The following is a 23062-nucleotide window of genomic DNA, read 5'->3' on the forward strand; positions in this document are numbered from 1 at the left end:
GGCCCGGGCGCGCTGCGTCCGGAGTCAGGAGGGGCGAGGTCGCCGGTGCCGCCGCACCCGTCCCACCAGGGCGCCCCGGACGCGGCCGCGGACCCCGCCGCGGCCGGCGCCGAGCCGGGTGAGCTCGCGGCGTCGGGGGCCGCCGGGCACGTCTCGCGGCAGCGATGCGGAGGCCATCAGCCACGTCGGCATGCCCAGCAGGCGCAGGGCGGCGCGCAGGCGCTCGGACTCGTACGTGGAGTCCCGGTCGATGCGTTCGTCGAGGAGCTCGGTGAGGTCCTCGCCCGCGTCGGGTCGGCCGCACGCCGCCGCGAGCTCGGTGAGGAGCTCCACGCCCTCCGGGTCGTCGGAGAGCTCGTCGTCGTCCTCGTGGCCCACCGTCGGGTCGGAGTCGTAGCGGCCGGCGCCGTCCGGCCCGGACCAGAACAGCCGCAGGACCTGGTCGTCGATGACCTGGACTGCGAGCACCAGGGTGCCCAGCCGGTCCGCGAGCCGGTCGGCCAGCGCCGCGATCCCGGTGCGGGACCCGGCCACCGGCCCGAACGGCGTCGCGGCGACGACGACGAGCCACGGCGTCTGGTCCGGTCCCACCCAGCCGCTGAACCGTGCGGCGCTCAGGGCGGAGACCACCGCGTCGCGTCCCACCCCGTCCAGGTGCACGACGAGGCCGCCGTACCGCAGCCCCTCGCGCTCCGTCCCCGGTACCGGCCCGATCGCTGTCATCCCCCCATCATCCCCGCCCCACCCACCTCCGCCCAGTTCGCTGGCCCGCGTCCGGTTCGCTGGTCCGGGTCCAGCTCGCTGAGTACACGACCTCGACCGTGATCAGCGAGCTCGGCGGGTGGGCCGGGGCGGAGGAGGGTGAGGATGGGGGTACCGGCGCGCGGGAATGCGGGGCGGTGTGGGAGAGTTGAGAGCGGGTAGTTGAACGTTGGATCATCAGAGGAGCGGGCCATGATGCAGTTCGGGGTCTTCACCGTCGGCGACGTCACGCCGGACCCGACCACCGGCCGCACCCCCACCGAGGGCGAGCGGATCGCGGCGATGGTCGCGATCGCGAAGGCCGCCGAGGACGCCGGGCTCGACGTGTTCGCCACCGGCGAGCACCACAACCCGCCGTTCGTGCCGTCCTCACCCACGACGTTGCTCGGCTACATCGCCGCGCAGACCACGCGCCTGCAGCTGTCCACCGCGACCACGCTGATCACCACCAACGACCCGGTGAAGATCGCCGAGGACTACGCGATGCTGCAGCACCTGGCCGGCGGCCGCGTCGACCTCATGCTCGGCCGGGGCAACACCGGCCCCGTCTACCCGTGGTTCGGCAAGGACATCCGCGACGGCGTCGCGCTCGCCGTGGAGAACTATGCCCTGCTGCGCCGGCTGTGGCGCGAGGACGTGGTGGACTGGTCCGGCACGCACCGCACCCCGCTGCAGTCCTTCACCTCGACCCCGCGGCCGCTGGACGGCGTGCCGCCGTTCGTGTGGCACGGCTCGATCCGCACCCCGCAGATCGCCGAGCAGGCGGCGTACTACGGCGACGGCTTCTTCCACAACAACATCTTCTGGCCGATGGAGCACACCGCAGCGATGGTCGACCTGTACCGACGCCGCTGGGAGCACCACGGCCACGGCCCGGCCGACACCGCGATCGTCGGCCTGGGCGGCCAGGTGTTCATGCGGCCCCGCTCGCAGGACGCCGTCGCGGAGTTCCGCCCGTACTTCGACGTGGCTCCCGTGTACGGCCACGGCCCGTCGCTCGAGGAGTTCATGGCGACCACGCCTCTGACGGTGGGCAGCCCGCAGCAGGTGATCGACCGGTACGCCGCGATGCGGGACGACGTCGGCGACTACCAGCGTCAGCTGTTCCTCATGGACCACGCGGGCCTCCCGCTCGAGGTGGTCCTCGAGCAGATCGCGATCCTGGGCGAGGAGGTCGTGCCGGTGCTGCGGCATGAGCTGGCGGTCGGCCGCCCGGCGCACGTGCCCGACGCGCCCACGCACGCGTCGCTCGTCGCCGCGGCGGGCGGCGCCCACGACGGCACCGTCTACGCCCCCGCGGACGACGTCACGGGCGCGAGCCCCGAGCCGGTGCGATGACGGCCTCGTCCGCGCCGCGTCGGCTGGTGGTGATCTCCGCCGGCCTGCGCCAGCCGTCGTCGACCCGGCTCCTGGCGGACCGGTTGCGCGATGCCGTGGGCACGGCCGCAGCGGCCCGGGACCTTGCCCTCGAGGCGAGCACCGTCGAGCTGCGCGAGCACGCCCGCGACCTGACGGGCATGCTCCTGACCGGCGCCCCGACGCCGGCCCTGGACGCCTTCCTGTCCCAGGTCGCCGGCGCCGACGCGGTGGTGCTGGTCACGCCGATCTACTCCGGCGCGTACACCGGGATGGTCAAGGATCTGGTGGACCTGCTCCCGGCGGAGGCGCTGGCGGGTGTGCCCGTGCTCATCGGAGGCACGGGCGGCACGGCCCGGCACGCCCTGGCCCTGGACCACACCCTGCGCCCGCTGCTGGGCCACGTCCGAGCCGTGGTGGCCCCCAGCGCGGTGTTCGCCGCCACCGAGGACTTCGGGGGTGCGGGGGAGGGCGCGCAGTCGTTGGCCCGGCGCGTGGACCGCGCCGCGCGCGAGCTCGTGGAGCTCGTCGCCGGCCGGCCGCCGCGGGCGGTGCACGACCCGTTCGACGTCTCCGGCTTCACGGACCTGCTCGGCGACGCCTGACGCCGCGGTGCGGCGGCGTGCTCAGGGCAGCGCGACGGTGCTGCAGTCCAGCGGTTCCGTGCTCGTGGTCAGGGGTCGGATGGTGGGGGTGACGTCGGTGGTCACGGGCTTGTCCCCGGGGGTGCCCATGAGCATGTCGACGCTGAGCGTGCCGGTGGCCCCCGGTGGCACCCGCACCCAGACGGTCGCGACGGGGTGCCCCGTGTCGTTGCCCACCGGGACGTCCTGCGCGGTTCCGTCGACCGTGGCCGACAGCAGCGTCGCGCCCTTCGGCAGGTAGACGTACACCATGTACTGAAGCTCGCCCTTGGCCAGGCCGAGCAGCTTCCACCCGCCGGCGACCGAGGGGCTCAGGCCGGGGACGTCGGCCGGCTTGAGCGTGTTGGTCAGGTTCATGGTGACGCGGTGCACCTCGCGGCCGTCCGCGGTGCACGACCCGGTGGCGACCGCCGGCTTGAGGTAGTAGTCGAGCTTGGACCAGGAGTGGTTCTTCAGGTAGAGACCGACGACGTCCGCGTCCTTGGTGGACTCGGGCACGCCCCGTGCGGCGAACGGGGTGTCGGCGATCGCGGCCTGCACGGCCGGGTCGGGGAACCAGACGCTGAGGTGGCGCTGGTCGGCGGCCGCTCCCATGGCGTCGAACAGCGTGACCGGGTCGACGTCCCCGGAGGTCAGCTTGGCGAACGTCGCGTTCACGGTGTCCGCGTACACGGCGTTCTGGGCGGCGTTGTCCTTGCGGTAGTCCCCGGAGTCGTAGCGCTGGTACACGTCGTGCAGGAGGAACGTCTCGACGTTCTTGGCGGTGACGGTGTCCCCGGTGGGGATCGAGACGGGGCCGACCGCCTGGAGCAGCAGGCTCAGCGCACCGCCGTCCATGGAGATCACGCCGTCGATCGTCTCGCCGAAGGTCTGCTGCCACTCCGCCTGGACGATCTTCGCGGCCGTGACCGCGTCGGGCCGGATGGTGGCGTTGGCGATGAAGATGCCGAGGAAGCCCCGGTAGATGGAGCTCACGCCGGCGGGCAGGTCGATGATGGGCGAGCCGTGCGTGCGGAAGGCGCCTCCCGACGCCGGCACGATCCGGCCGAACTCGATCCTGCCGTGGTCGACGCTGATCTCGGCGAAGGACAGCGCGGTACCGCCCAGGGCGCGCAGCTCCGCGTTGTTGAGGAACATCACGACGTAGGTGCGCTTGCCGTCCGCGCCGAGGACCGTCGGGAGCTGCTGGACGATCGGGCTGACCTTCTCCAGGGACGCGGTGGCGGTGTCGAGCAGGTCGCTCAGCGTGGTCTTGGCGTCGACCAGCTGGCGCAGCGTGCCGTCGGTGGAGATGTCCGCGAGGCGTGCCTGCAGGGCGGCGAGCTGGTCGGCGGTCGTCGGCACGAGCGTGGCGGCGCTCTCGATCGGCCCGAGCGGGATCGCGCCGTTCTGGGGCGCCAGCGACGCGGGCGTGAGCCGGTCGCCGAGCTCGGCCAGCGGCTGGGCCGCGGTCATCGTGTCGTCGACCACGGCCGTGAGCTCGCGCATGGCCCGCAGGTTCGGCCCGAGCTTCGGGACGTGCTCGGCGATGCTCCACAGCGAGCCGGTGGTGAGGTCACGGGCCTTGGTCGTGTGCGCCTGGACCTGGGAGAAGGTGTCGCGGAGGCCCGACAGCTCGCCCGCGGACACCCGGTCCTTGACGGTGCTGATCTCCTTCTGGGCCTGCTCGAGCTCACCCTTGGCGGACCACGCGCGGGTGCCCACCCAGGCGCCGGCGGCGAGCACCGCCACGACGATCAGCGCAAGGAGGGAGCCCACGACCCATCGGCGGGTGCGTCGCGGGCGGCGGTCATCGCGGGCAGGACCGGGCCGACGGCTCGCTCGACGGTCGGCCATCCTGCTCCTCAGCCCCGGGCCGCGGTCGGGGGTCCGCGGGCCCCGTGAGTATAGGCGGGGGCGCTGGCAGCGGGCCGGGTGAAAGTCGGCGGCCGGACGCGGGCCGCCGCGGCGGCGGGCTCAGGGCAGCGTGACGGTGCTGCAGTCCAGCTGCTCGGTGCTGGTGGTCAGGGGCTGGATGGTGGGCGTGACGTCGGTGGTGACGGGCTTGTCGCCGGGGTTGGCCATGAGCATGTCCACGCTGACGGTGCTGGTCGCACCGGGTGGGACCTTGACCCAGATCGCCTTGACGTCGTGGCCGCCGTCATGGCCCACGAGAAGGTCCTGTTGCGTCTCGTTCGACCTGCCCGACAGCAGCGTGGCGCCCTTCGGCAGGTAGAAGTACACGACGTACTGCTGCTCGCCCTTGGTCAGGCCCAGCCGTTCCCACCCTCCGACGATCGACGGGCTCAGGCCGGGCGCCTCGGCGGGCTTGAGGGTGTTGGTCAGGCTCAGGGTCACGCGGTGCACCTCACGGCCGTCCGCCGTGCAGGCCGCGGTGGCCGTGGTGATCGCGGGCTTGAGGTAGTAGTCGAGTTTCGACCACGACGCGTTCTTGAGGTAGACGCCGACGACGTCCGCGCTGCTGGTGGAGGTGGGCAGGCCGCGGGCCGCGAACGGGGTGTCCGCGATGGCGGACTCCTCCTGGTCGTTCGGGAACCAGACGCTGAAGCGGTGCTGCTTCGCCGCAGTGCTCATCGCGTCGACCAGGGTGATCGGGTCGAAGCTCCCGGAGGTGAGCTTGGCGAACGTCGCCGAGACGGTGTCGGCGTAGACCTTGTTCTGGGCGGCGTTGTCCACCGCCGAGATGCCGGTGTTGTACCGCTGGTAGACCTCGTTGAGCAGGAGCTTCTGGACGTTGTCCGCGCTCACGACGTCGCCGGTCGAGATCTTCACGGGCCCGACCGCCTGGAGCAGCAGGCTCAGCGCCCCGCCGTCCATGGAGATCACACCGTCGACCGGTGTGCCGTACTTGGCCTGCCACTCCGCGTCGACGATCTTCGCCGCGGTGACGGCGTCGGGCCGCACGGTGGCGTTGGCGATGAACTGGCCGAGCGTGCCCGAGTAGATCGACTCGACGTCGTCCGGGAGAGGGATCACCGGCGTCTTGCGGATCGGGAAGTTGCCGTTGCCGGCCGGCACCGTCCGCTTGAACTCGATCGCGCCGTGGTCGACGCTGATCTCGGCGAAGGACAGCGCGGTCCCGCCCAGGGCGCGCAGCTCGGCGCTGTTGAGGAACATCACCACGTAGGTGCGCGGGCCGTTCGCGCCCAGGAGGGCCGGCAGCTGCTGGACGATCGGTGTGGCCTGCTCGAGCGCGGACGTCGCGGTGTCGAGAAGGTCGACGAGCGTGGTCTTGGCGGCGTGGACCTGGGAGAGTGTTCCGGCCGTCGAGACGTCCGCGAGCCGCGCCTGGATGGCGGCGAAGTCGGTTGCGGCGGCGGGGACCGCGGTGGCGGCGGTCTCGAACGGTGCGAGCGGGATCGCGCCGTCCTTGGGGGTCAACGAGGCGGGCGTGAGCTGGTTGCCGAGGTCGGCCAGCGGTTGGGCCGCCGTCATGGTGTCGTCCACCACGGCGGTGAGCTGGCGGAGCGCACGCAGGTTGGGCCCCAGCACGGGGACGTGCTCCGTCAGGCTCCACAGCGGATCCTCGGTCAGCCCGCGGGCCTTGGCGGTGTGCACCTGGACCGCGGCGAAGGTGTCCCGAAGCCCGCCGTACTCCCCGGCGGTCAGCCGGTCCTTGACGCTGGTGACCATGGCTTGGGCTTGCTCGAGCTCACCCTTGGCGAACCAGGCCCGGGCTCCCACCCAGGTGGCGGCGAACAGGGCACCGCCGACCAGTGCCAGCGCCAGGAGGTAGCCGACGGGTCGCTTGTTGCTTCGCGGCTTGGCGCGAAGCGGGCGGTAGTGCGCGGGTTCGGCGGTCGTTCGCGGCCGAGCGTGGGCGGGCTGGGATGGTGCGCTCGGTCGAGAGTGCGCCATCCTGCTCCTCGTCCCCTCGCACGCTGCTGCGCCCGGCAGGCGCGTGGTGAGTATAGGCGGCGCTGCGAACCCATTCGGGTGATCGTGGGGCGGCGCGCGGATGGTCGGGCGACGCGCGAGCCACGGGGCCCACGCCGGGCCCCCACGTGCTCCACCGGTCCCGTCGGCGCGCCCGAGGCGCGTGCCATACTGCATGTCGCTGGGCCGTAGGAGCCGCAAGAGGGGGGCGAGTGACTGTTCACGAGGGCGCCGAGGTCGCTGCCGACGTCGCCCTGGGGCCCGGGGCCGTGGTGTGGCCGCTGGCCCAGGTGCGTGAGGGTGCCCGCCTTGGTGCCGGGTGCATCGTCGGCCGTGGAGCGTATGTGGGTACCGGCGTGACGATGGGCGACAACTGCAAGTTGCAGAACTACGCCCTGGTCTACGAGCCGGCCGTCCTCGAGGATGGGGTCTTCGTCGGGCCCGCCGCTGTGCTGACCAACGACTTCTACCCCCGCGCCATCACGCCCGACGGAACGCTCAAGCGCGGCGCTGACTGGGAGGCCGTCGGCGTCACGGTCCGTCATGGCGCGTCGATCGGTGCGCGCGCGGTGTGCGTCGCCCCCGTCACCATCGGCCGGTGGGCGCTGGTCGCTGCGGGTTCGGTGGTGACCCGCGATGTTGCCGACTTCTCGTTGGTGGCGGGCTCCCCGGCCCGGCATGTCCGGTGGGTCGGCCGCGCCGGCGTACCCCTGGAGCAGGTTACGGACGGGACGTGGCAGTGCCCGGTCACCGGGGAGCAGTTCCAGGAGGCCGGGGGTCTCCTGGCGCAGCTGTCCGGCGGCGAGACCGGCGAGTGATGCCACGCACTCCCCTCCTGTGTGTGGCCTGATCTGATTCGGAGTGCAGAGTTGAGGATTACCGTCGTCGGACTCGGGAAGATCGGCCTGCCCCTGGCCGTCCAGTACGCGGGCCGTGGGCACACCGTCGTCGGGGCCGACGTCAACCCGGACACCGTCGCTTCGGTCAACGCGGGCCGCGAACCGTTTCCCGGGGAGGCTCACCTTCAGGAGCGTCTCGCGGACGCGGTTCGCGGCGGGCTCCTCACGGCCACGACGGACACGGCCGACGCCGTCGCCCAGAGCGACACCGTCGTCGTGGTGGTCCCGCTCTTCGTCAACGACCAGGACGCGCCCGACTTCGGGTGGATGGACTCGGCCACCAAGGACATCGCTCGCGGACTTCGCCCCGGGACACTCGTGATCTACGAGACCACGTTGCCGGTCGGCACGACCAGGACGCGCTGGAAGCCGATGCTGGAGAGCGGGTCCGGGCTCGCCGAAGGTGCCGACTTCCACCTCGTGTTCTCGCCCGAGCGGGTCCTCACCGGACGAGTGTTCGCGGACCTGCGGAAGTACCCGAAGCTCGTCGGTGGTCTCTCGCCGGAGGGCGCGGCGCGCGCCGTCCGCTTCTACGAGGCCGTGCTGGAGTTCGACGAGCGACCCGACCTGGAGCGGGGCAACGGCGTGTGGGACCTGGGGTCCGCCGAGGCGTCGGAGATGGCCAAGCTCGCGGAGACGACGTATCGAGACGTGAACATCGGGCTCGCCAACCAGTTCGCGGCCTTCGCCGCGACCCAGGGCATCGACGTCTACCAGGTCATCGACGCCAGCAACTCCCAGCCCTACAGCCACATCCATCGCCCGGGCATCGCCGTCGGCGGGCACTGCATCCCGGTGTACCCGCGCCTGTACCTGTGGAACGACCCGGCAGCGAGCGTCGTCCGTGCCGCCCGGGACGCGAACGCGGCCATGCCTTCCTACGCGGTGGGCCTTCTCAAGGCAGCCCACGGGGACCTGGCCGGGGCGCGCGTGGTGGTTCTCGGGGCCGCGTACCGCGGCGGCGTCAAGGAGACGGCGTTCTCCGGGGTGTTCCCGACCGTCGCTGCGCTCCGCGCCGAGGGCGCGACGGTGACCGTGCACGACCCGATGTACACCGACGGCGAGCTTCGCGGGCTGGGCTTCGACCCGCACGAGCTCGGGACCGAGGTCGACCTCGCGATCGTGCAGGCGGATCACGCTGAGTACCGAGAGCTCTCCGCGGAGGACCTCCCCGGGCTGAGGGCGGCCCTGGACGGCCGGCGCGTGCTCGACCCGGATGCGTTCCCGGAGGCCACCGTCATCGTCATCGGAGACGGGTCCTCGCACCGCTAGCGAATCCCCACCCAGGCATACACAGTTAGGGGCTTTTTGTCATGACCGAGTTCATTCCGCCTGCACGGCCGCTGATCGGCGAGGAGGAGCGCGCCGCGGTCGACCGTGTCCTTCGGTCGGGAATGCTTGCCCAGGGCCCGGAGGTGAAGGCGTTCGAGGAGGAGTTCTCAGCCCACTTCGGTCTGGGTCGCAGCTGCGTCGCCGTCAACTCGGGGACGTCCGGCCTGCACCTTGGCCTGCTCTCCTCGGGCGTCGGGCCGGGCGACGAGGTCATCGTGCCGTCGTTCACCTTCGCGGCGACGGCGAACTCGGTGGCACTGACCGGCGCCACGCCGGTGTTTGCCGACATCAACGCTGACGACTTCTGCCTCTCGCCGGCCGCGGTGGAGGCGGCGATCACGGAGCGGACGGTCGGCATCATGCCGGTCCACCTCTACGGGCATCCCGCGGACATGCGCTCGCTCGGTGCGCTCGCCGAGCGGCACGAGCTCCAGATCTTCGAGGATGCTGCTCAGGCGCACGGTGCCTCGCTCGGAGGAACTCCGGTCGGTTCCTTCGGTTCGTTCGGCGTGTTCTCCCTCTACCCCACCAAGAACATGACCTCGGGAGAGGGCGGCATGGTGTCGGTGGCGACCCCCGAGATCGAACGGAAGCTGCGGCTCTACCGCAACCAGGGCATGGAGCAGCAGTACAAGAACGAGGTCGTCGGCTTCAACAACCGGATGACGGACATCCACGCGGCGATCGGTCGCGTCCAGCTGACCAAGGTCGACGCCTGGACGCGGCAACGCCAGGAGAACGCCGCGTTCCTCAGCGCGAACCTCGAAGGTGTGACGCCGCCGCCCGTGGCTCCCGGTGCCGTGCACGTCTACCACCAGTACACGATCCGCGTTCCCCAGGACCGGGACGGCCTCGCGAAGGCTCTCCGCGACGAGTACAGCATCGGCTCCGGCATGTTCTACCCGGTTCCCAACCACCAGCTTGCGCCGTTCGCCGTCGACGTCGACCTGCCAGAGACCACCAGGGCCGCCGCCGAGTGCCTGTCGCTGCCGGTGCATCCTTCGCTGAGTCGGGACGACCTCGAGCGCATCGTGACAGCGGTGAACACGCTCGCGAAGGCGGGTGCGTGACGATGGCGAATCTCCGGGCAGGGCTCGTCGGCCTCGGGATGATGGGCCGCCACCATGGCCGCGTCCTCGGCAGCCTCGAGGGTGTGGACCTGGTGGGTGTCGCGGACGCGGACGGCGACCCGCACGGTGTCGCCAGCGGTCGCCCGCTTCTGCGGGACGTCGAAGAACTGATCGCGCTCGGCCTCGACTACTGTGTCGTCGCCGTTCCGACCATCCACCATGAGCCCGTGGCGATGGCTCTCGCCGAGGCCGGCATCCATGCGCTGATCGAGAAGCCCGTGACGCACGACGGGCCATCGGCGCGGCGGGTGGCCGAGGCGTTCACGTCGCGTGGCCTGATCGGTGGCGTCGGCCACATCGAGCGCTACAACCCGGCGCTGCAGAGCGCGCGGGCCCGGATCGCCGCCGGCGAGCTGGGCACGGTCTACCAGGTGACGACGCGCCGCCAGGGCCCCTTCCCGGCGCGCATCGCCGACGTCGGCGTGGTCAAGGACCTTGCGACGCACGACATCGACCTGACCGCTTGGGTCACCCAGCGGGACTTCACGTCGATCGGCGCGCACACCGTCTTCACCAGCGGCCGCGAGCACGAGGACCTCGTCGCGGCGACCGGTCAGCTCGCGGACGGTACGGCGACGAACCACCTGGTGAACTGGTTGTCTCCCCTCAAGGAGCGGGTGACCACGATCACGGGGGAGAAGGGCGCGTTCGTCGCCGACACCCTGACGGCCGACCTCACCCTTTACGTGAACGGTTCGGTCAGGGTCACGCGGGACGAGATCGCGCAGTTCCGCGGCGTCTCGGAGGGTGACGTGATCCGATTCGCGATCGCGAAGCCCGAACCGCTACGGGTGGAGCATGAGAACTTCCGGGACGCCGTGTTGGGCAAGCCAGCGGACATCGTCACGCTCGAGCAGGGGATGGCGACGCTCGCGGTCGCGGAGGCGATGATCGAGTCGGCGAACACCGGTCGTACGGTCGCCATCGCGCACCGACCCCAGCGTGCCTGACACGGTTCCGCACACGTACCGCCGCGATGCGGAGCAGGCAGCGAGGGCAAGCGCGACGCGCTGAGGTCCACATGACGGTTGGCACGACGCGGCAGGGCGAGCAATGCCCGCCCCCCGTCCACAGTCCAGATGCGGACAGCCGCCGGATAGCATTGCGACGCGCCGCCACTCCGCAGCAGGCGGTGTGGGTGGGTCTTGTCCGCCGTCGGGTCCGGCCCGCGTGGGGCCCTGTGCCGGAAGGAGCGATCCTGTGACGCGCTCCCTCCTCGCGAGTGGCTTGAGTCGCACTCTGGGCCGTCTTTCGCACACCCGCCGAGGTGCGCTCACGATCCTGAGCGGGACCGCAGCGGGTCAGGTGCTCGCGCTGATCTCGGCACCGATCCTCTCGAGGCTCTACAGCCCCGCGAACTTCGGACTCTTCACGGTGATCTCCTCGGCGGTGACCGTCGTCGGAACGGTCGCCGCACTCCGGTTCGAGCTGGCGGTCCCGCTGCCCAAGGACGAACGCGACGCTCAGGCGCTGGTGGCGCTCGGGCTCGGTTCGACGGTTCTCAGTCTGATCGTGACCGGCACGCTCGTCGCCACCATGGGAGACCGCATCGCGGCGCGCTTCGACGAAGCCGGGCTCATGCCGTGGCTCTGGGCACTGCCCGTCATCTCGGCCTTCATGGGGGCATACCTGCTTCTCAACCAGCTGGCGATCCGACATCGCCGATACAGTGCGATCGGCCGGCGGAACGTCCTGCAGTCGTCCGCCATGGTCGCCACACAGCTGGGTGCAGGGTTCCTTGGTCTCAAGACGGGTGGCCTCGTCGTGGGGCTCGGCATGGGCCAGGCCACCAGCGCAGTCAGCCTCGTCGCGGGATCGCAGCTCTTCACTGCAGAGGGGCGCGAAGGGAGAACGCCGGCGCGGCTGCGCGCGATGGCGAGGCGCTACCGCCGATTCCCGCTCATCCTCGCGCCGTCCGGCCTGCTCAACGTCATGGGGCTGCAGCTGCCGGTGATCCTGATCGCCTACTGGTACGGCAGCTCGGTTGCCGGCTGGATGGGTCTGACCCAGCGTGTGCTGTCGCTGCCGGTGATGCTCGTCGGCACCGCCATGGCCCAGGTGTACCTCGGCGAGCTCGCGCGTGCGGCGCACGACGAGCCTGGGCGCGCCCATCGTCTGTTCGTGTCCGCGAGCAGGCGGCTCTTCGCGGTCGGTGCGGCCGCCGCCGTCGCGGTCGTCGCGCTTGGTCCGTTCCTGTTCGGCCTCGTCTTCGGCTCGGAGTGGCGGACCAGCGGACAGTACGCGCAGGCGCTTGCGGTCAGTCTGGCCGCGCAGCTGCTTGCCGTACCGGTCTCGCAGACGTTGATCGTGTTCGAGCGGCAGTTGCTGCAGCTTGCGTGGGACGCCGGGCGACTGGTCCTGATCGTGAGCGCGGTCGCCGCGACCTACTTCTCCGGGGGTTCGGCCCTCCACGCACTGTGGGCGTACGGCGTGGCCTCGGCCGTCGCGTACTCGGCGTCGTGGGGCATGTCCTACAGCACGATCAGGAGGAACGACCGCCCTCGCCCTGCTGTACCGAGCTAGGGGTTCCTACTGGGGCCGTCATGGGGACGCCGGTCGCTCAACCGCTCGCCGGCCTCACGGCGGCCATGAGCTCGCATCCGCCGGAGTCCGGTGAGGTGCGAGTCGCCAGATCCGCATGTCGAACGCCGGTTCGGGGGCCTCTCGGCTGGCCGCGAGGGCGAAGTCCCCGGGGAAGTCGATGCCGCACTCGGCGAGAGCCGCCGCCACCCCGACCGTCGAAGGGCCGTCCGAGACAGCGGTTCCGGGCTGCAGCACGAAGAGGTCCTTGGGAGGCCCTTTCCTGCAGGCGGACCGCACCGACGAAACGGAGACGGGGAGATAGGACTCGATACGGGGGTTCGCGTAGCCGCTGTGGTTGAAGGCGTACAGCGCACCGGGAGACGAGATCGCGATCGTCGGGACACCGTCCGCGTGCAAGGACTTCCCGGCGTTCGACATCCAGTCCATCCACTCGGCCTCCCCCTTGGTCAGCAACATGCCGCGGAACTCGGGGGCCGACGTTGTTGTGTCCTGCGACCACAGCGAGGGCGTCCGGTACGGCTCATCTGCACTTGCCTTGACCGCGAGCGCGCTCATCAGGAGCAGGGTGCAGACGATGGCCACTGGGATCACCTGTGCCGGGCTCCGAAGCGCCATGTCGTGCTCCGCCAGTAGCACGAGTGCGACGCCGAGGAGCACGGCCCAGAGCGTCGCTGCGAAGAGGAACTGGCCCGGAAGGTTGTTGTTCGTTCCGACGGCACTGATGAACGGGGCGGCCGTGAGCGCGATCCCGCCCGCAGCGACAGCGATCCTTCGGTGCGCCGCCGAGCCATGCGTCGTGGCGCCCTCACCCCGCAGGACCAGCAGGCCGATGACGCCGGCCAGACCGAGGAAGACGATCAAGGCGCCGAGGTAGTCCCACACGCTGACCTTCGGCAGCCGGAGGAGCGCGACCACGAGGAGAGCCCCCAGGAGCCAGGACGCCCAGCGCCAGGCTCCGCCGCCCGAATGCCGGCGGGCCAGGCGTGCGGTCACCATGGCAAGAGCGAAGAGGGCGAGTGCGGGCAGGACGGCCTTCCCGGCGTCGGCCAGGGTTCGGCCGTACATCGCGACCAGCTCCGAGATCGGATGGTCGAAGTCGGCCTGGGCCGATGGGTCGAGGAACAAGGACGTCACGTTGTGCCAGTAGGCGCGGATGGGGTACCCGCTGCCCCAGAGCAGGAGCAGCACCGCTGCCGCTCCAGCGCCGGCCGCGGTGCCCCGCTTCCACGCCCGAAAGGTGCTGTTCGGGACCAGGTAGATCAGCGCAAGCACCGCCGCGAACGCGACGCCGGAGGTGACCTTGGCGAACACCAGGAGCGCCGTTGCCGCTCCGAGCCCCAACCACACCGGCCACAGCGCCCGGGCTGCCAGTCGGGCGTCGGTTCCGGACAGGCCCCACGCGAGCGACAGCAGTGCCAGCGCGACGCCGATCTGGGACAGCCACGAAGCAAGTTCGTTGTGGCTGAGATAGCGCGGGGGATAGCTCCACGCCACGAAGGTGCCCACCTGAGCGATGAGGAGGACCGCCAGCCATCCCGAGCGTCCCACCGCGATGCTGAGCCTGCGCAGGATGGCCCGCGCGAGCAGGACGAGCGCCACGCTCAGGAGGACGTAACCCCCCAGTCGCATGATGCGCAGGGCAAGGACACTCTCGCCCGTCAGGACATAGAGCGGGTTCAGCAGGTGCTGGAACCCCCACGGCTCACCGACGGCGACCCGGTTGCTCGCGATCATGACGTCGACGAAGGCCTCGTCCGTCCAGTCGAATCCGCGCGGGAGCGTCCAGACGATGACGGCGTAGGCAACGAACGCCGTCGCCGCCATGAGGCCTAGCGGGAACAGGCGCAGGGCCTGGACGGCGCGGGAGCGCCAGACGCTCATGCGCTAACCGCCCCAGGGCGCTTGCACGGCCGCCCGGGCACTGCCGGATCCGACACTCGCGCGCCCCGAGACGCGGGCAGAACCGAACCACCTACGACCACGTCACAGACTCCCTGGTGTGCTGAACCGTATGCTAACGGGCCTGGAAGCGTGGCTCGGGACCCTGTCGAGGTGCCACGCCGTGGCCGGGCTTCCCGCGCGCGCCGAGCCCCACACGAGCGCGGCCTCCTGGTCTGGCGTCGTGCCGGCATCGTGGGCCCCTGCCCGCGCGTACTCTGCGCCTTGACTTCGCTCCAGGTGGCGACTGCTCCTCGAAAGGCCTGCGCATGCACTACCTCATCACCGGCCACACTGGGTTCAAGGGCGCCTGGCTTGTCGCATGGCTGCACAGCCTCGGCCATCAGGTCTCGGGTCTTGCCCTGGATCCGGTGCCTGGCGCTCTGTACTCGCGGGCGCGTCTGGACGAGCTGATGCAGGTCGACGCCCGAGGCGACGTGCGAGACGCCGCCTCGACGGCGCGGGTCCTCGAACGCGTGAAGCCGGACGTCGTCGTCCACCTGGCCGCGCAGGCCCTTGTCCGGGAGTCGTACCGGGACCCGCGGGGAACGTGGGAGACCAACGTGATGGGCACCCTCAATGTCCTCGAAGCGGTGGGGGCCACACCGAGCGTCAAGGCGCAGCTCGTGATCACGACCGACAAGGTCTACCGCAACGTGAACCAGATCTGGGGGTACCGAGAGCACGACGCACTCGGGGGCGACGATCCGTACTCCGCGTCCAAGGCCGCTGCCGACCTCCTGACCCAGTCGTGGATCGCCACAGCGGTGCCCCGGCCGCCGACAGCCATCGCCCGCGCCGGCAACGTCATCGGGGGAGGCGATGTCTGTGCCGACCGGCTGATGGTGGATCTTGTCACCGCCTGCTCGCGCGGAGAGCACGCACCCCTGCGCTTCCCTGGGGCGGTACGACCGTGGCAGCACGTGCTCGACTGCCTGGCCGGGTACCTGACCATCATCGACCACCTCCTTGCGGGCGAGGCCGATGGCCAGGCGTACAACATCGGGCCCGGAGCTGACTCGTTCGTCACGGTCGAGTCCGTCGCGCGAGAGGTCGCGAACCTCTGGGGGGTACCTGGCGAACCCGTCCTCTCGACCGAAGCACACCCGGGTGAGGCAGGACTCCTGGCGCTGGATCCGCGCAAGGCAGAGCTGGCGCTGGGGTGGCGCAATCTCCTGCCTCTCCACGACGCCTTGGAGTGGACCGTCTCGTGGGAGAAGGACGTGCATTCCGGGAGTGATCCGCGCGAGAGGATGCAGGCGCAACTGACCGCGTTCCGGGCACGTGGCGGGGCCGATCGTCGCTCCGCCTAGCGCCTCAGTCGCCGCGTGGCGCGGACCTGGCTCCGCGACGCCCCCCGAAGCGCCACGGTCGGATGCTTTGCCCTGTTGAGCCGGTCGGCCCCTGCACTCACGTCCGAGGCACGACCGGTGGGCTCGAAGTTGATCCGTTCGCGCTCGAACATCGGGGGTGCGGGACGTAGCTCGGTGTGGATGCTGATCACGTACTCGCCTGCGAGCCCGAGGAAGAACAGCTGGGTCCCGCCGAACAGGAAGGCGGCCACGATGAGCGTGGGGATTCCTGCTCCCGCGTTCGTGGAGTCTGTGGTGAAGAAGTACACGAGATTCCACAGGCCGATCCCGACCCCGAGGATCGCCGCAAGCACGCCGATCAGCAACGCTGCGCGGATTGGCGCGCGTGCGGTCGAGACCAGGCCGTTGAGAGCTTGGTCGACGAGGTCAGGAAGCGAGTTCTTGGATCGCCCAGAAACCCGCTGACCCCACTCGTACGGAACGACGGCATACCGCGGGTCCGTCTGCGCCACGAGACCACGGACATATGGGTACGAACCGCCGACGCTGACGATCGAGTCGATGACGGAACGCCGAGCCAGCAAGAACTCGCCAGCGTTCCTTGGCGGCGCCTGGCCACCCGTCCTGCGGATCAGCCCGTAGTACGCGGCGCGAGCGAAGCGCAGGACGGGGTTCTCCCGACGGTTCGACCTCACCCCGTAGACCACGTCGACGTCGTCCCGCATCGCCCCGACTAGCTTGGGGATAGCGGCCGGAGGATCCTGGAGGTCTGCAGGCACCATGGGGATGACGAGGTCACCGCTGACGTGCCGCAGCCCGTTCGCGATGTTGCGGAACGGCCCGACGTTCCGCGAGTTGGCAATGACCTTGATCCTGCGGTCCGCCGAGGCCAACGACCTTAGGATCTCGAGAGTCCGATCCGTGCTGCTGTTGTCGCAGAATATGTGCTCGTAGCGGTAGCCGGGGAGCTCCGCAGCCATGACCGACGCGATTTCTGAAGCGCAGCGCTCGACGTTGCCCTCTTCGTTGTAGCACGGCGTGACAATCGAGATCATCTGGTTCGCCATGCTCACCCTCTCTGTGTCGGTCGATTGCCGCCCGTTGGGCGCAGCTCCAGCAGAGACAGATGTGCCGGGTACCCTTGGCCGGTGACGATACTAGTGCTGGGGGCCTCGGGCTTTCTCGGTGCCTGGACCGTCCGAGCCCTCAAGGCCGCGGGTGCCGCCCCCGTCGCCCTCGTCCGCCCCAGCAGCGCTCTCGCGCGGATCGACGGCCTCGTCGACGTGCTGGCGGTCGACGAGGTGTCATGGCCGCATGCCATCGCCGACCTGCGCCCGAGTGTGGTCGTCTCGCTGGACTGGATGGGCGTCCGTGGAGGGTCGCGGGACGATCCCTCTCAGCAGGAGAACGTCGCGCGCATCCGCAGCACGGCCCAGGCCGCGTCGCGTGCCGGTGCCGCCCGGTTCGTCGGTGTGGGCAGCCAGGCCGAGTACGGCCCCCGCGACGCGCCGGTGGACGAGGCCGCCGCGCTCGCGCCCGTGACCGCCTACGGGCGGGCCAAGGTGGCCGCCGCGGAGGCCACCCGCGCGGTGTGCGCAGAGACCGGGATGGACTGGGTCTGGGCGCGGGTGTTCTCGACCTACGGCCCGCTGGACCACCCGTACTGGCTTCTTCCCAGGGTCGGCGATGCTTTGATGGCCGGCGAGAGCGTTGCCCTGACCGCAGGTGAGCAGCGATGGAGCTACCTCTACGGTCCCGACGCGGGCGCGGCGCTCGCCGCTCTCGCGACCCACGCCGACGTGCACGGGGTCGTGAACGTCGGGCATCCGGATGCACCACGACTGCGCGACACCGTCGAGACCTTCGCCACCCACTTCCCCGGGGGTGGACCACTCCGGTTCGGCGCCATCCCGTACTCCGCGAACCAGGTGATGAGGCTCCAGCCGAAGACGGGCAGGCTGGCTGCGCTCGGATGGCGGCCTTCGGTGGCTCTGGAGGACGGCCTTGCCGAGACGGCGGCATGGCTCCAGGGGAAGGACGTGACGGACCGGCTCACGGGTGTGCCCCTCCCGCGCAGGTACGCGACGCAGACGTCCGCGTAACCTCGCGGCATAGAGTGCAGCCGACGCGCGCCGGCGGCGAAGAGGATGACAAGGTGGTTGTGATCGACAGTCAGGACCTGGCACGGGCGGCTCGAGTCAGTGCCGTGCGCGCCACGCACCGCGGGAAGTCGTCACACATCGGCTCGTGCCTCTCTGTGATCGACATCCTTGCCGTCCTCTACAGCGGAGTGGCCCGCGTCAGGCCCGAGGCACCCGAGGATCCCGCTCGCGACATCGTCATCCTCTCCAAGGGCCACGCCGCCGCGGGCCTCTACTCCGTCCTCGCACATTCGGGGTTCTTTCCACTCGAGTGGCTTGCGGACTTCTCGTTGGACGGGTCCCGGCTCGGTGGCCACGTCACCAGCACCGCGGTGCCCGGGGTCGAGCTCTCGACGGGATCCCTCGGGCACGGGCTCCCGTTCGGCGTCGGTCTCGCGCTGGCCGCAAAGCGCACAGGCGCCCCACGGAAGGTCTTCGTCGTGATGTCCGACGGAGAGTGCGACGAGGGCACGACGTGGGAGTCGGCCCTGCTCGCGGCTCACCACGGCCTGGACAACCTCGTCGTCGCGGTCGACCGCAACCACCTCCAGTCGCTCGCCGACACGGAGCAGACGTTGCGCCTTGAGCCGTTCGCCGAGAAGTGGAGCGCCTTCGGGTGGGAGGTCCTCACCGTGGACGGTCATGACCACGATGGCCTGAGGAGCGCGCTGGACACGCCTCGGGAGTCCGCCAGCGGAGAGCAACGACCACGCGTCGTCATCTGCGAGACGGTCAAGGGGAAGGGCGTCTCCTTCATGGAGAACCAGGTGCTGTGGCACTACCGGTCGCCCGATGACAAGGCGCTGGCCACCGCGCTCTCGGAACTGCTGCCCGGCGCGGAGGACCGATGAGAGACGCCTTCCTCGACGAGCTCTCGGCCCTCGCACGCGAGGACGACCGCGTCTTTCTGATCGTGGGCGACCTCGGCTTCTCGGTCATCGAGGACTTCGCGGCGGAGTTTCCCGACAGGTTCCTCAACGTGGGCGTCGCGGAGCAGACGATGATCGGCGTCGCCGCCGGGCTGGCCGCGAGTGGATATCGGGTGTTCGTCTACTCGATCGGCAACTTCCCGACCATGCGGTGCCTGGAGCAGATCCGCAACGACGTCTGCTACCACGAACGGTCCGTGACGGTGGTGGCCGTCGGCGCCGGCTTCAGCTACGGCCCCATGGGCTACACCCACCACGCCATCGAGGATGTCGCTGTCATGCGGGCGCTACCTCGGATGACGGTGCTCAGTCCCGCCGACGCGGTCGAGGCGCGTGTGCTGACGCGCTACGCGGCAGGTCTCGAAGGCCCTTGCTACCTGCGGCTCGGGAAGAACGGGGAGCCGCGGCTGCACCAGGCGCCGTTGGACGTTGACGAGGCGGTGGGCGGCCAGGTGCTCTGCGAGGGCGACGACGTCACGGTGCTCGCGACGGGTTCTATCGCAAGCCTCGCGGTGGAGGCGGCCGACCTCCTTCGTGGGCGGGGCATCGCCGCGCGAGTCGTGTCGGTCCCCGTGATCGAGCCACTCCCCGAGTCCGTCCTTGACCAGGCCAGAGGCACTGCTGGAATCGTGACGCTCGAGGAGCACTCGGCACGCGGCGGCCTTGGTTCAGCCGTCCTCGAGACCGCTGCCAGGATGAGGATGACCCTGCCGGTCACGGTGATGGGGACCGATGACAGCGCCCTGGGCCGACACGTCGGGACCACCGCCTACATGCGTGCGATGAACGGCCTGACGGTCCAGTCGGTGGCCGACGCGGCTGCGTCTCTCGCCCGGGCCGACGGCCCCTCGAACCTCAGCCCTGGGTCTCCCAGAGCTTGATGCACTCCGCACCCTCTTCTACGACGGGACCACAGTGGACACGTTCAACCTGATCATGATCTCCGCCATGTACGAGAACGGTGGCAACACCACGCATCGTCACCTCGACGGGCACCCCGAGCTCTTCGTCTACCCGTTCGAGTCCCAGGTGGGCACGGGGTACGGCAATGACTTCCTGAGCAGCTACGTGCCGATCCGGTACCGGTGGCCGGAGTTCCCTACCGAGGGCGACGCGGCCCAGGACTACGAGATGTTCTGGGACGAGGAGCTCAAGACGCTGCTCCGGGCCCCGTCCCGCTCGAAGTTCCGGGACTGCGGGCTCGAGATGGATGAGTCGGCACGTCGTGCCCGCTTCGTCGGGATCGCCACCTCGCTGGGCCGCAGTCGGCGCAATCTCGTCGAGGCCTTCTTCCGCAGCACCTTCGATGCGTGGTCCAACCATCGGTCTACCGGGACTGAGAAGTACTACGTCGGCTACAACCCTGTCCAAGTTCTCGACACGGACAAGATCATGGCCGACTTCCCGGACGGTCACGTGATCCACGTCGTGCGGAACCCGTACTCCGGCTACGCCGACCAGTTCCGTCGCCCGTTCCCGCCGACGCTGCACCGGTACGCGCACACCTGGGCCTACGCGCAAACGCTCGCCCTGACATACCGCGAGAAGTACGCGGGACACTTCCACATCGTGCGCTTCGAGGACCTCGTCTCCCAGAAGGCTGCCGTGATGGGAGCCCTGCAGGATGCCCTGGGCATTGCGCGATCGGACACGATGCTCTACCCGTCCTTCAACGGTGAGGAGCTGACCAACATCGTGCCGTGGGGCACCATCAGGACGGCGACCATCGAGGAGAACCTTGCGACCGCTCGAGAGCTCTCCGCCGCGCAGCAGGCAGAGATCGCCGCGATCACCTACGTTCCCCACCGGATCTTCGGGTACGACGGCTTCCTGAACAGCGGCGAGGTCGCTCCGATGGCCTGGTGACGTGATGGAGACGGCTCAGTGGCGCGCCGGCCGGGCGATGCAGTTCTACCCCAAGGCCGACGCCGTGGACGCGCCGTCAGGGGCGCTGGCCGACGCGCCCGACGCCGACGTGGTGCTGGAGGCCTGCCGACGCTCCGGGATCGAGATCGTCAGCGTCGAGCCGGTCCACCCGGGCGGGACGTTCCACGCGCTGTTCCGCGGCGTGGACTGTCGTGGCCACAGCGTTGTGGTCAAGTGCGGCCTGACGGAGTCGACTCGGGCGAGCCTCGCGATCGAGGCAGAGCTCTCCGACGTTCTCGCCGGAGCTGACGTTCCCCACGCTCGGGTCCTTTCCGCGGACGTGACGTCCGGTTACGCGCCCTTCCCCTTCATGATCATGAGTGCGCTAGACGGGGAACCGCTCACCACGTTCGACGGCGACGACGCACGGCTCAGCCGTGTCTTCGGGCCGTATGCGTTCGCCCTGCGCCAGACGCACAGCGTCCAGGGGAACGGGTTCGGGCTCCTGTCGGGGGTCGAGTCGTCGTTCCCGCAGGCGGCGTCGATGCAGTGGTGGGGCTACGTGCGATCCCGGCTGGGCGACCACTGCTCCATCCTCGTCGCCGGGGGAGTGATCACGGAGTGGGAACGCGACTCGATCCTGTCGGTCTTCGAACAGGTTCCGAAGGAACTGGCCTCCGGGCTCGCCCCGAGGCTTCTGCACGGGGACTGCGGGATGCACAACGCGGTGTACGACGGTCGCGCGGTCGCGTTGATCGACTGGGAGGATGCCGTTCTCGGCGACCCGCTCTTCGAAGTCGCAGGCTGGGCGACGTTCCAACCGCGCCGTCGCTGGGATGCGTTCTTCAGGAGCTACTTCGGCCACGACTGGATTCCGGGGCCGCTGTTCTGGATCTACTTCCTGCGCATCGCGCTGGCGAAGCAGGTCGTGCGCCTGCGGTTCGGATACCAGGATCGGCCCGGACGTACGCCCGCCGTGGAGCGGATCTTCACCGCTCTCGATCACCTCGTCCCGTAACCTCCCGGTCCCGCGCCGACGCAGGAGCTGTGTGCGGGTCGGGCCGCGCCGTGCGGTGCACGCTGAACGAGAACTCGCGGTGGGCGATGTAGGTGGCGATGGCGAGCCCCCCGACGACCAGGGCCTGGGCGACTAGGGACGGTACGTGCCCCACCGCCACCAGGAGCGGGAGAAGGACGAGGTTGGCCCCGAAGGAACCCACGTAGACGAGCGTGAACCTCATGAGTTCCCGGAACCATGGGCCACGGCTGCGCCACACCAGAGCGCGCTGCAGGACGAATGCCTCGAGGGTCCCGACCACCTGGGATACGACCAGCGCGAGCATGTAGTGGACGTGGAGCGCTGAGACTTGGAGTACCGCGAAGACGCTGTAGGAGAACGCGGTGTTGAAGACACCGACGAGGCCGAACCGCACCACCCGGTGGCGGTGCAGGGACAAGGCGGATCGCGTCCAGGGCCGCCGGGCGGAGCCTCGGCTCACCAGGCCTTCCAGGGAGCGTCGCCCCGGGTCCACATCTCATTCAGCATCATGGCCTCGCGGAACGTGTCCATGGGCTGCCAGAAGCCGTCGTGCTGGTACGCCGCCAGCTCACCGTCCGCCGCAAGCTTGGCGAGTGGTTCGTGCTCAAGCATCACGGCGTCGCTGTCCCGGATGTAGTCGAACACGGCCGGCTCGAAGACGAAGAAGCCCGCGTTCACGCGGTCCTCCAGCCGGGGCTTCTCGTGGAAACGGGAGACGCGGCGATCACTGTCGACCTCGACGATCCCGAAGCGAGACGGCGGCCGAACGGTGGTGATCGTCGCCGTGGCGCCGTGACTCTCGTGAAACGTGATCAGTTCCGCGATGTCGAGATCTGCGAGCCCGTCGCCGTAGGTGACGATGAACCGCTCGCCAGCGACGTACCGCTCGATCCGTTCGACTCGTCCGGCGGTCAACGTCGCGTCACCGGTGTCGGCGACGGTGACTGTCCAGTCGCTCTCGTCATGGTTGCCGTGGAAGTCCACTGCGCCTCGCTCACCGAGGCGCAGCGTGAAGTCGTTGTTGCGCGCGGAATAGTTGAGGAAGTAGTCCTTGATCTGATCGCCCTTGTATCCCACGCACACGACGAACTCATCGATCCCGTGGTGCGCGAAGAACTTCATCAGGTGCCAGAGGATCGGCTTACCGCCCACCTCGACCATCGGCTTCGGCCGGAACTCGGTCTCCTCGCGGATCCTCGTGCCCATCCCGCCGGCCAGGATCACAGCTTTCATCGTCGAAGCGTGCCTTCCGTGTCGACCTGTTGCGTCCTGTCACGCCGGGCGCGCAATCCC

The 23062-nt window shown here is 69.9% G+C and carries 20 protein-coding genes; 13 read left to right on the forward strand and 7 right to left on the reverse strand.

Annotated elements, in window-relative coordinates; genetic code table 11:
* Positions 1-24: 24 nt before the first annotated feature.
* The gene (locus Q6348_RS14920) at positions 25-723 is read right to left on the reverse strand and encodes a hypothetical protein (protein ID WP_304602186.1); all 699 of its coding nucleotides are present in this window, start codon (positions 721-723) and stop codon (positions 25-27) included.
* A gap of 234 nt (positions 724-957) precedes the next feature.
* Here Q6348_RS14920 and Q6348_RS14925 point away from each other — a divergent pair, with 234 nt between their 5' ends.
* Together Q6348_RS14925 and Q6348_RS14930 are read left to right on the forward strand one after the other, a co-directional pair.
* Positions 958-2100: an LLM class flavin-dependent oxidoreductase gene (locus Q6348_RS14925; protein ID WP_304602333.1), complete on the forward strand. Its 1143-nt coding sequence runs from the start codon at positions 958-960 to the stop codon at positions 2098-2100.
* On the forward strand, positions 2097-2723 hold the full coding sequence (locus tag Q6348_RS14930) for a CE1759 family FMN reductase (RefSeq protein WP_304602187.1): 627 nt from the start codon (positions 2097-2099) through the stop codon (positions 2721-2723). Before Q6348_RS14925 ends, Q6348_RS14930 begins: the two co-directional genes overlap by 4 nt.
* A gap of 21 nt (positions 2724-2744) precedes the next feature.
* Here Q6348_RS14930 and Q6348_RS14935 read toward each other — a convergent pair whose 3' ends face one another.
* Together Q6348_RS14935 and Q6348_RS14940 are read right to left on the reverse strand one after the other, a co-directional pair.
* On the reverse strand, positions 2745-4520 hold the full coding sequence (locus Q6348_RS14935; RefSeq protein ID WP_304602188.1) for a DUF4012 domain-containing protein: 1776 nt from the start codon (positions 4518-4520) through the stop codon (positions 2745-2747).
* Positions 4521-4718: 198 nt separating this feature from the next.
* Positions 4719-6620, reverse strand: a complete 1902-nt coding sequence (locus Q6348_RS14940; protein WP_304602189.1) for a DUF4012 domain-containing protein — start codon at positions 6618-6620, stop codon at positions 4719-4721.
* A gap of 230 nt (positions 6621-6850) precedes the next feature.
* Between Q6348_RS14940 and Q6348_RS14945 the strand changes: the two genes are divergently transcribed.
* From Q6348_RS14945 to Q6348_RS14965, 5 genes are all read left to right on the forward strand, one after another.
* Entirely contained in the window at positions 6851-7456 is a 606-nt protein-coding gene (locus Q6348_RS14945; RefSeq protein ID WP_304602190.1) for an acyltransferase, read from the forward strand.
* 51 nt (positions 7457-7507) lie between these two features.
* Positions 7508-8809 carry a nucleotide sugar dehydrogenase gene (locus Q6348_RS14950; RefSeq protein WP_304602191.1) on the forward strand — a complete coding sequence of 434 codons (1302 nt, stop codon included), beginning with the start codon at positions 7508-7510 and terminating at the stop codon, positions 8807-8809.
* Positions 8810-8850: 41 nt separating this feature from the next.
* Positions 8851-9939 (forward strand): DegT/DnrJ/EryC1/StrS family aminotransferase, encoded by a 1089-nt coding sequence (locus Q6348_RS14955; protein ID WP_304602192.1) that lies wholly within the window; start codon positions 8851-8853, stop codon positions 9937-9939.
* Between the two features lie 2 nt (positions 9940-9941).
* The gene (locus Q6348_RS14960) at positions 9942-10949 is read left to right on the forward strand and encodes a Gfo/Idh/MocA family protein (protein ID WP_304602193.1); all 1008 of its coding nucleotides are present in this window, start codon (positions 9942-9944) and stop codon (positions 10947-10949) included.
* Between the two features lie 250 nt (positions 10950-11199).
* Positions 11200-12522 (forward strand): lipopolysaccharide biosynthesis protein, encoded by a 1323-nt coding sequence (locus tag Q6348_RS14965; protein ID WP_304602194.1) that lies wholly within the window; start codon positions 11200-11202, stop codon positions 12520-12522.
* Between the two features lie 54 nt (positions 12523-12576).
* Here the strand turns inward: Q6348_RS14965 and Q6348_RS14970 are convergent, their stop codons facing one another.
* Complete coding sequence (locus Q6348_RS14970; protein WP_304602195.1) at positions 12577-14424, reverse strand: hypothetical protein; 1848 nt, start codon at positions 14422-14424, stop codon at positions 12577-12579.
* A gap of 326 nt (positions 14425-14750) precedes the next feature.
* Between Q6348_RS14970 and rfbG the strand changes: the two genes are divergently transcribed.
* Positions 14751-15794, forward strand: coding sequence for a CDP-glucose 4,6-dehydratase (gene rfbG, locus Q6348_RS14975; protein ID WP_304602196.1), 1044 nt, complete (start codon positions 14751-14753; stop codon positions 15792-15794).
* Here rfbG and Q6348_RS14980 read toward each other — a convergent pair.
* Positions 15791-16861, reverse strand: coding sequence for a glycosyltransferase family 2 protein (locus Q6348_RS14980; RefSeq protein ID WP_304602334.1), 1071 nt, complete (start codon positions 16859-16861; stop codon positions 15791-15793). The genes rfbG and Q6348_RS14980 overlap by 4 nt on opposite strands.
* 81 nt (positions 16862-16942) lie before the next feature.
* Between Q6348_RS14980 and Q6348_RS14985 the strand changes: the two genes are divergently transcribed.
* The 5 genes from Q6348_RS14985 to Q6348_RS15005 are packed head-to-tail and all read left to right on the forward strand — an operon-like array spanning position 16943 to position 21748.
* Positions 16943-17896 carry an NAD-dependent epimerase/dehydratase family protein gene (locus Q6348_RS14985; protein WP_304602197.1) on the forward strand — a complete coding sequence of 318 codons (954 nt, stop codon included), beginning with the start codon at positions 16943-16945 and terminating at the stop codon, positions 17894-17896.
* A 53-nt stretch (positions 17897-17949) separates the two neighbouring features.
* Positions 17950-18786, forward strand: a complete 837-nt coding sequence (locus Q6348_RS14990) for a transketolase (protein WP_304602198.1) — start codon at positions 17950-17952, stop codon at positions 18784-18786.
* On the forward strand, positions 18783-19745 hold the full coding sequence (locus Q6348_RS14995; RefSeq protein WP_304602199.1) for a transketolase family protein: 963 nt from the start codon (positions 18783-18785) through the stop codon (positions 19743-19745). Before Q6348_RS14990 ends, Q6348_RS14995 begins: the two co-directional genes overlap by 4 nt.
* 34 nt (positions 19746-19779) lie before the next feature.
* Positions 19780-20730 carry a sulfotransferase family protein gene (locus Q6348_RS15000; protein ID WP_304602200.1) on the forward strand — a complete coding sequence of 317 codons (951 nt, stop codon included), beginning with the start codon at positions 19780-19782 and terminating at the stop codon, positions 20728-20730.
* Positions 20731-20734: 4 nt separating this feature from the next.
* Positions 20735-21748, forward strand: a complete 1014-nt coding sequence (locus Q6348_RS15005; protein ID WP_304602202.1) for a phosphotransferase family protein — start codon at positions 20735-20737, stop codon at positions 21746-21748.
* On the opposite strand, the gene Q6348_RS15010 is transcribed toward Q6348_RS15005, so the two are convergent.
* Positions 21720-22229 (reverse strand): GtrA family protein, encoded by a 510-nt coding sequence (locus Q6348_RS15010; protein WP_304602203.1) that lies wholly within the window; start codon positions 22227-22229, stop codon positions 21720-21722. The genes Q6348_RS15005 and Q6348_RS15010 overlap by 29 nt on opposite strands.
* Positions 22226-23002: a glucose-1-phosphate cytidylyltransferase gene (rfbF, locus tag Q6348_RS15015; protein WP_304602204.1), complete on the reverse strand. Its 777-nt coding sequence runs from the start codon at positions 23000-23002 to the stop codon at positions 22226-22228. Before rfbF ends, Q6348_RS15010 begins: the two co-directional genes overlap by 4 nt.
* Positions 23003-23062: the final 60 nt, after the last annotated feature.

It is taken from the genome of Actinotalea lenta, from assembly GCF_030586465.1.
In the GTDB taxonomy this organism is placed as follows: domain Bacteria; phylum Actinomycetota; class Actinomycetes; order Actinomycetales; family Cellulomonadaceae; genus Actinotalea; species Actinotalea lenta.

Coding starts and splice junctions, on each gene's coding strand:
- Q6348_RS14920 (WP_304602186.1), bottom strand. CDS start 723: ATGACAGCGATCGGGCCGGTACCGGGGACGGAGCGCGAGGGGCTGCGG.
- Q6348_RS14925 (WP_304602333.1), top strand. CDS start 958: ATGCAGTTCGGGGTCTTCACCGTCGGCGACGTCACGCCGGACCCGACC.
- Q6348_RS14930 (WP_304602187.1), top strand. CDS start 2,097: ATGACGGCCTCGTCCGCGCCGCGTCGGCTGGTGGTGATCTCCGCCGGC.
- Q6348_RS14940 (WP_304602189.1), bottom strand. CDS start 6,620: ATGGCGCACTCTCGACCGAGCGCACCATCCCAGCCCGCCCACGCTCGG.
- Q6348_RS14955 (WP_304602192.1), top strand. CDS start 8,851: ATGACCGAGTTCATTCCGCCTGCACGGCCGCTGATCGGCGAGGAGGAG.
- Q6348_RS14960 (WP_304602193.1), top strand. CDS start 9,942: ATGGCGAATCTCCGGGCAGGGCTCGTCGGCCTCGGGATGATGGGCCGC.
- Q6348_RS14970 (WP_304602195.1), bottom strand. CDS start 14,424: ATGAGCGTCTGGCGCTCCCGCGCCGTCCAGGCCCTGCGCCTGTTCCCG.
- rfbG (WP_304602196.1), top strand. CDS start 14,751: ATGCACTACCTCATCACCGGCCACACTGGGTTCAAGGGCGCCTGGCTT.
- Q6348_RS14980 (WP_304602334.1), bottom strand. CDS start 16,861: ATGGCGAACCAGATGATCTCGATTGTCACGCCGTGCTACAACGAAGAG.
- Q6348_RS14995 (WP_304602199.1), top strand. CDS start 18,783: ATGAGAGACGCCTTCCTCGACGAGCTCTCGGCCCTCGCACGCGAGGAC.
- Q6348_RS15005 (WP_304602202.1), top strand. CDS start 20,735: ATGGAGACGGCTCAGTGGCGCGCCGGCCGGGCGATGCAGTTCTACCCC.
- rfbF (WP_304602204.1), bottom strand. CDS start 23,002: ATGAAAGCTGTGATCCTGGCCGGCGGGATGGGCACGAGGATCCGCGAG.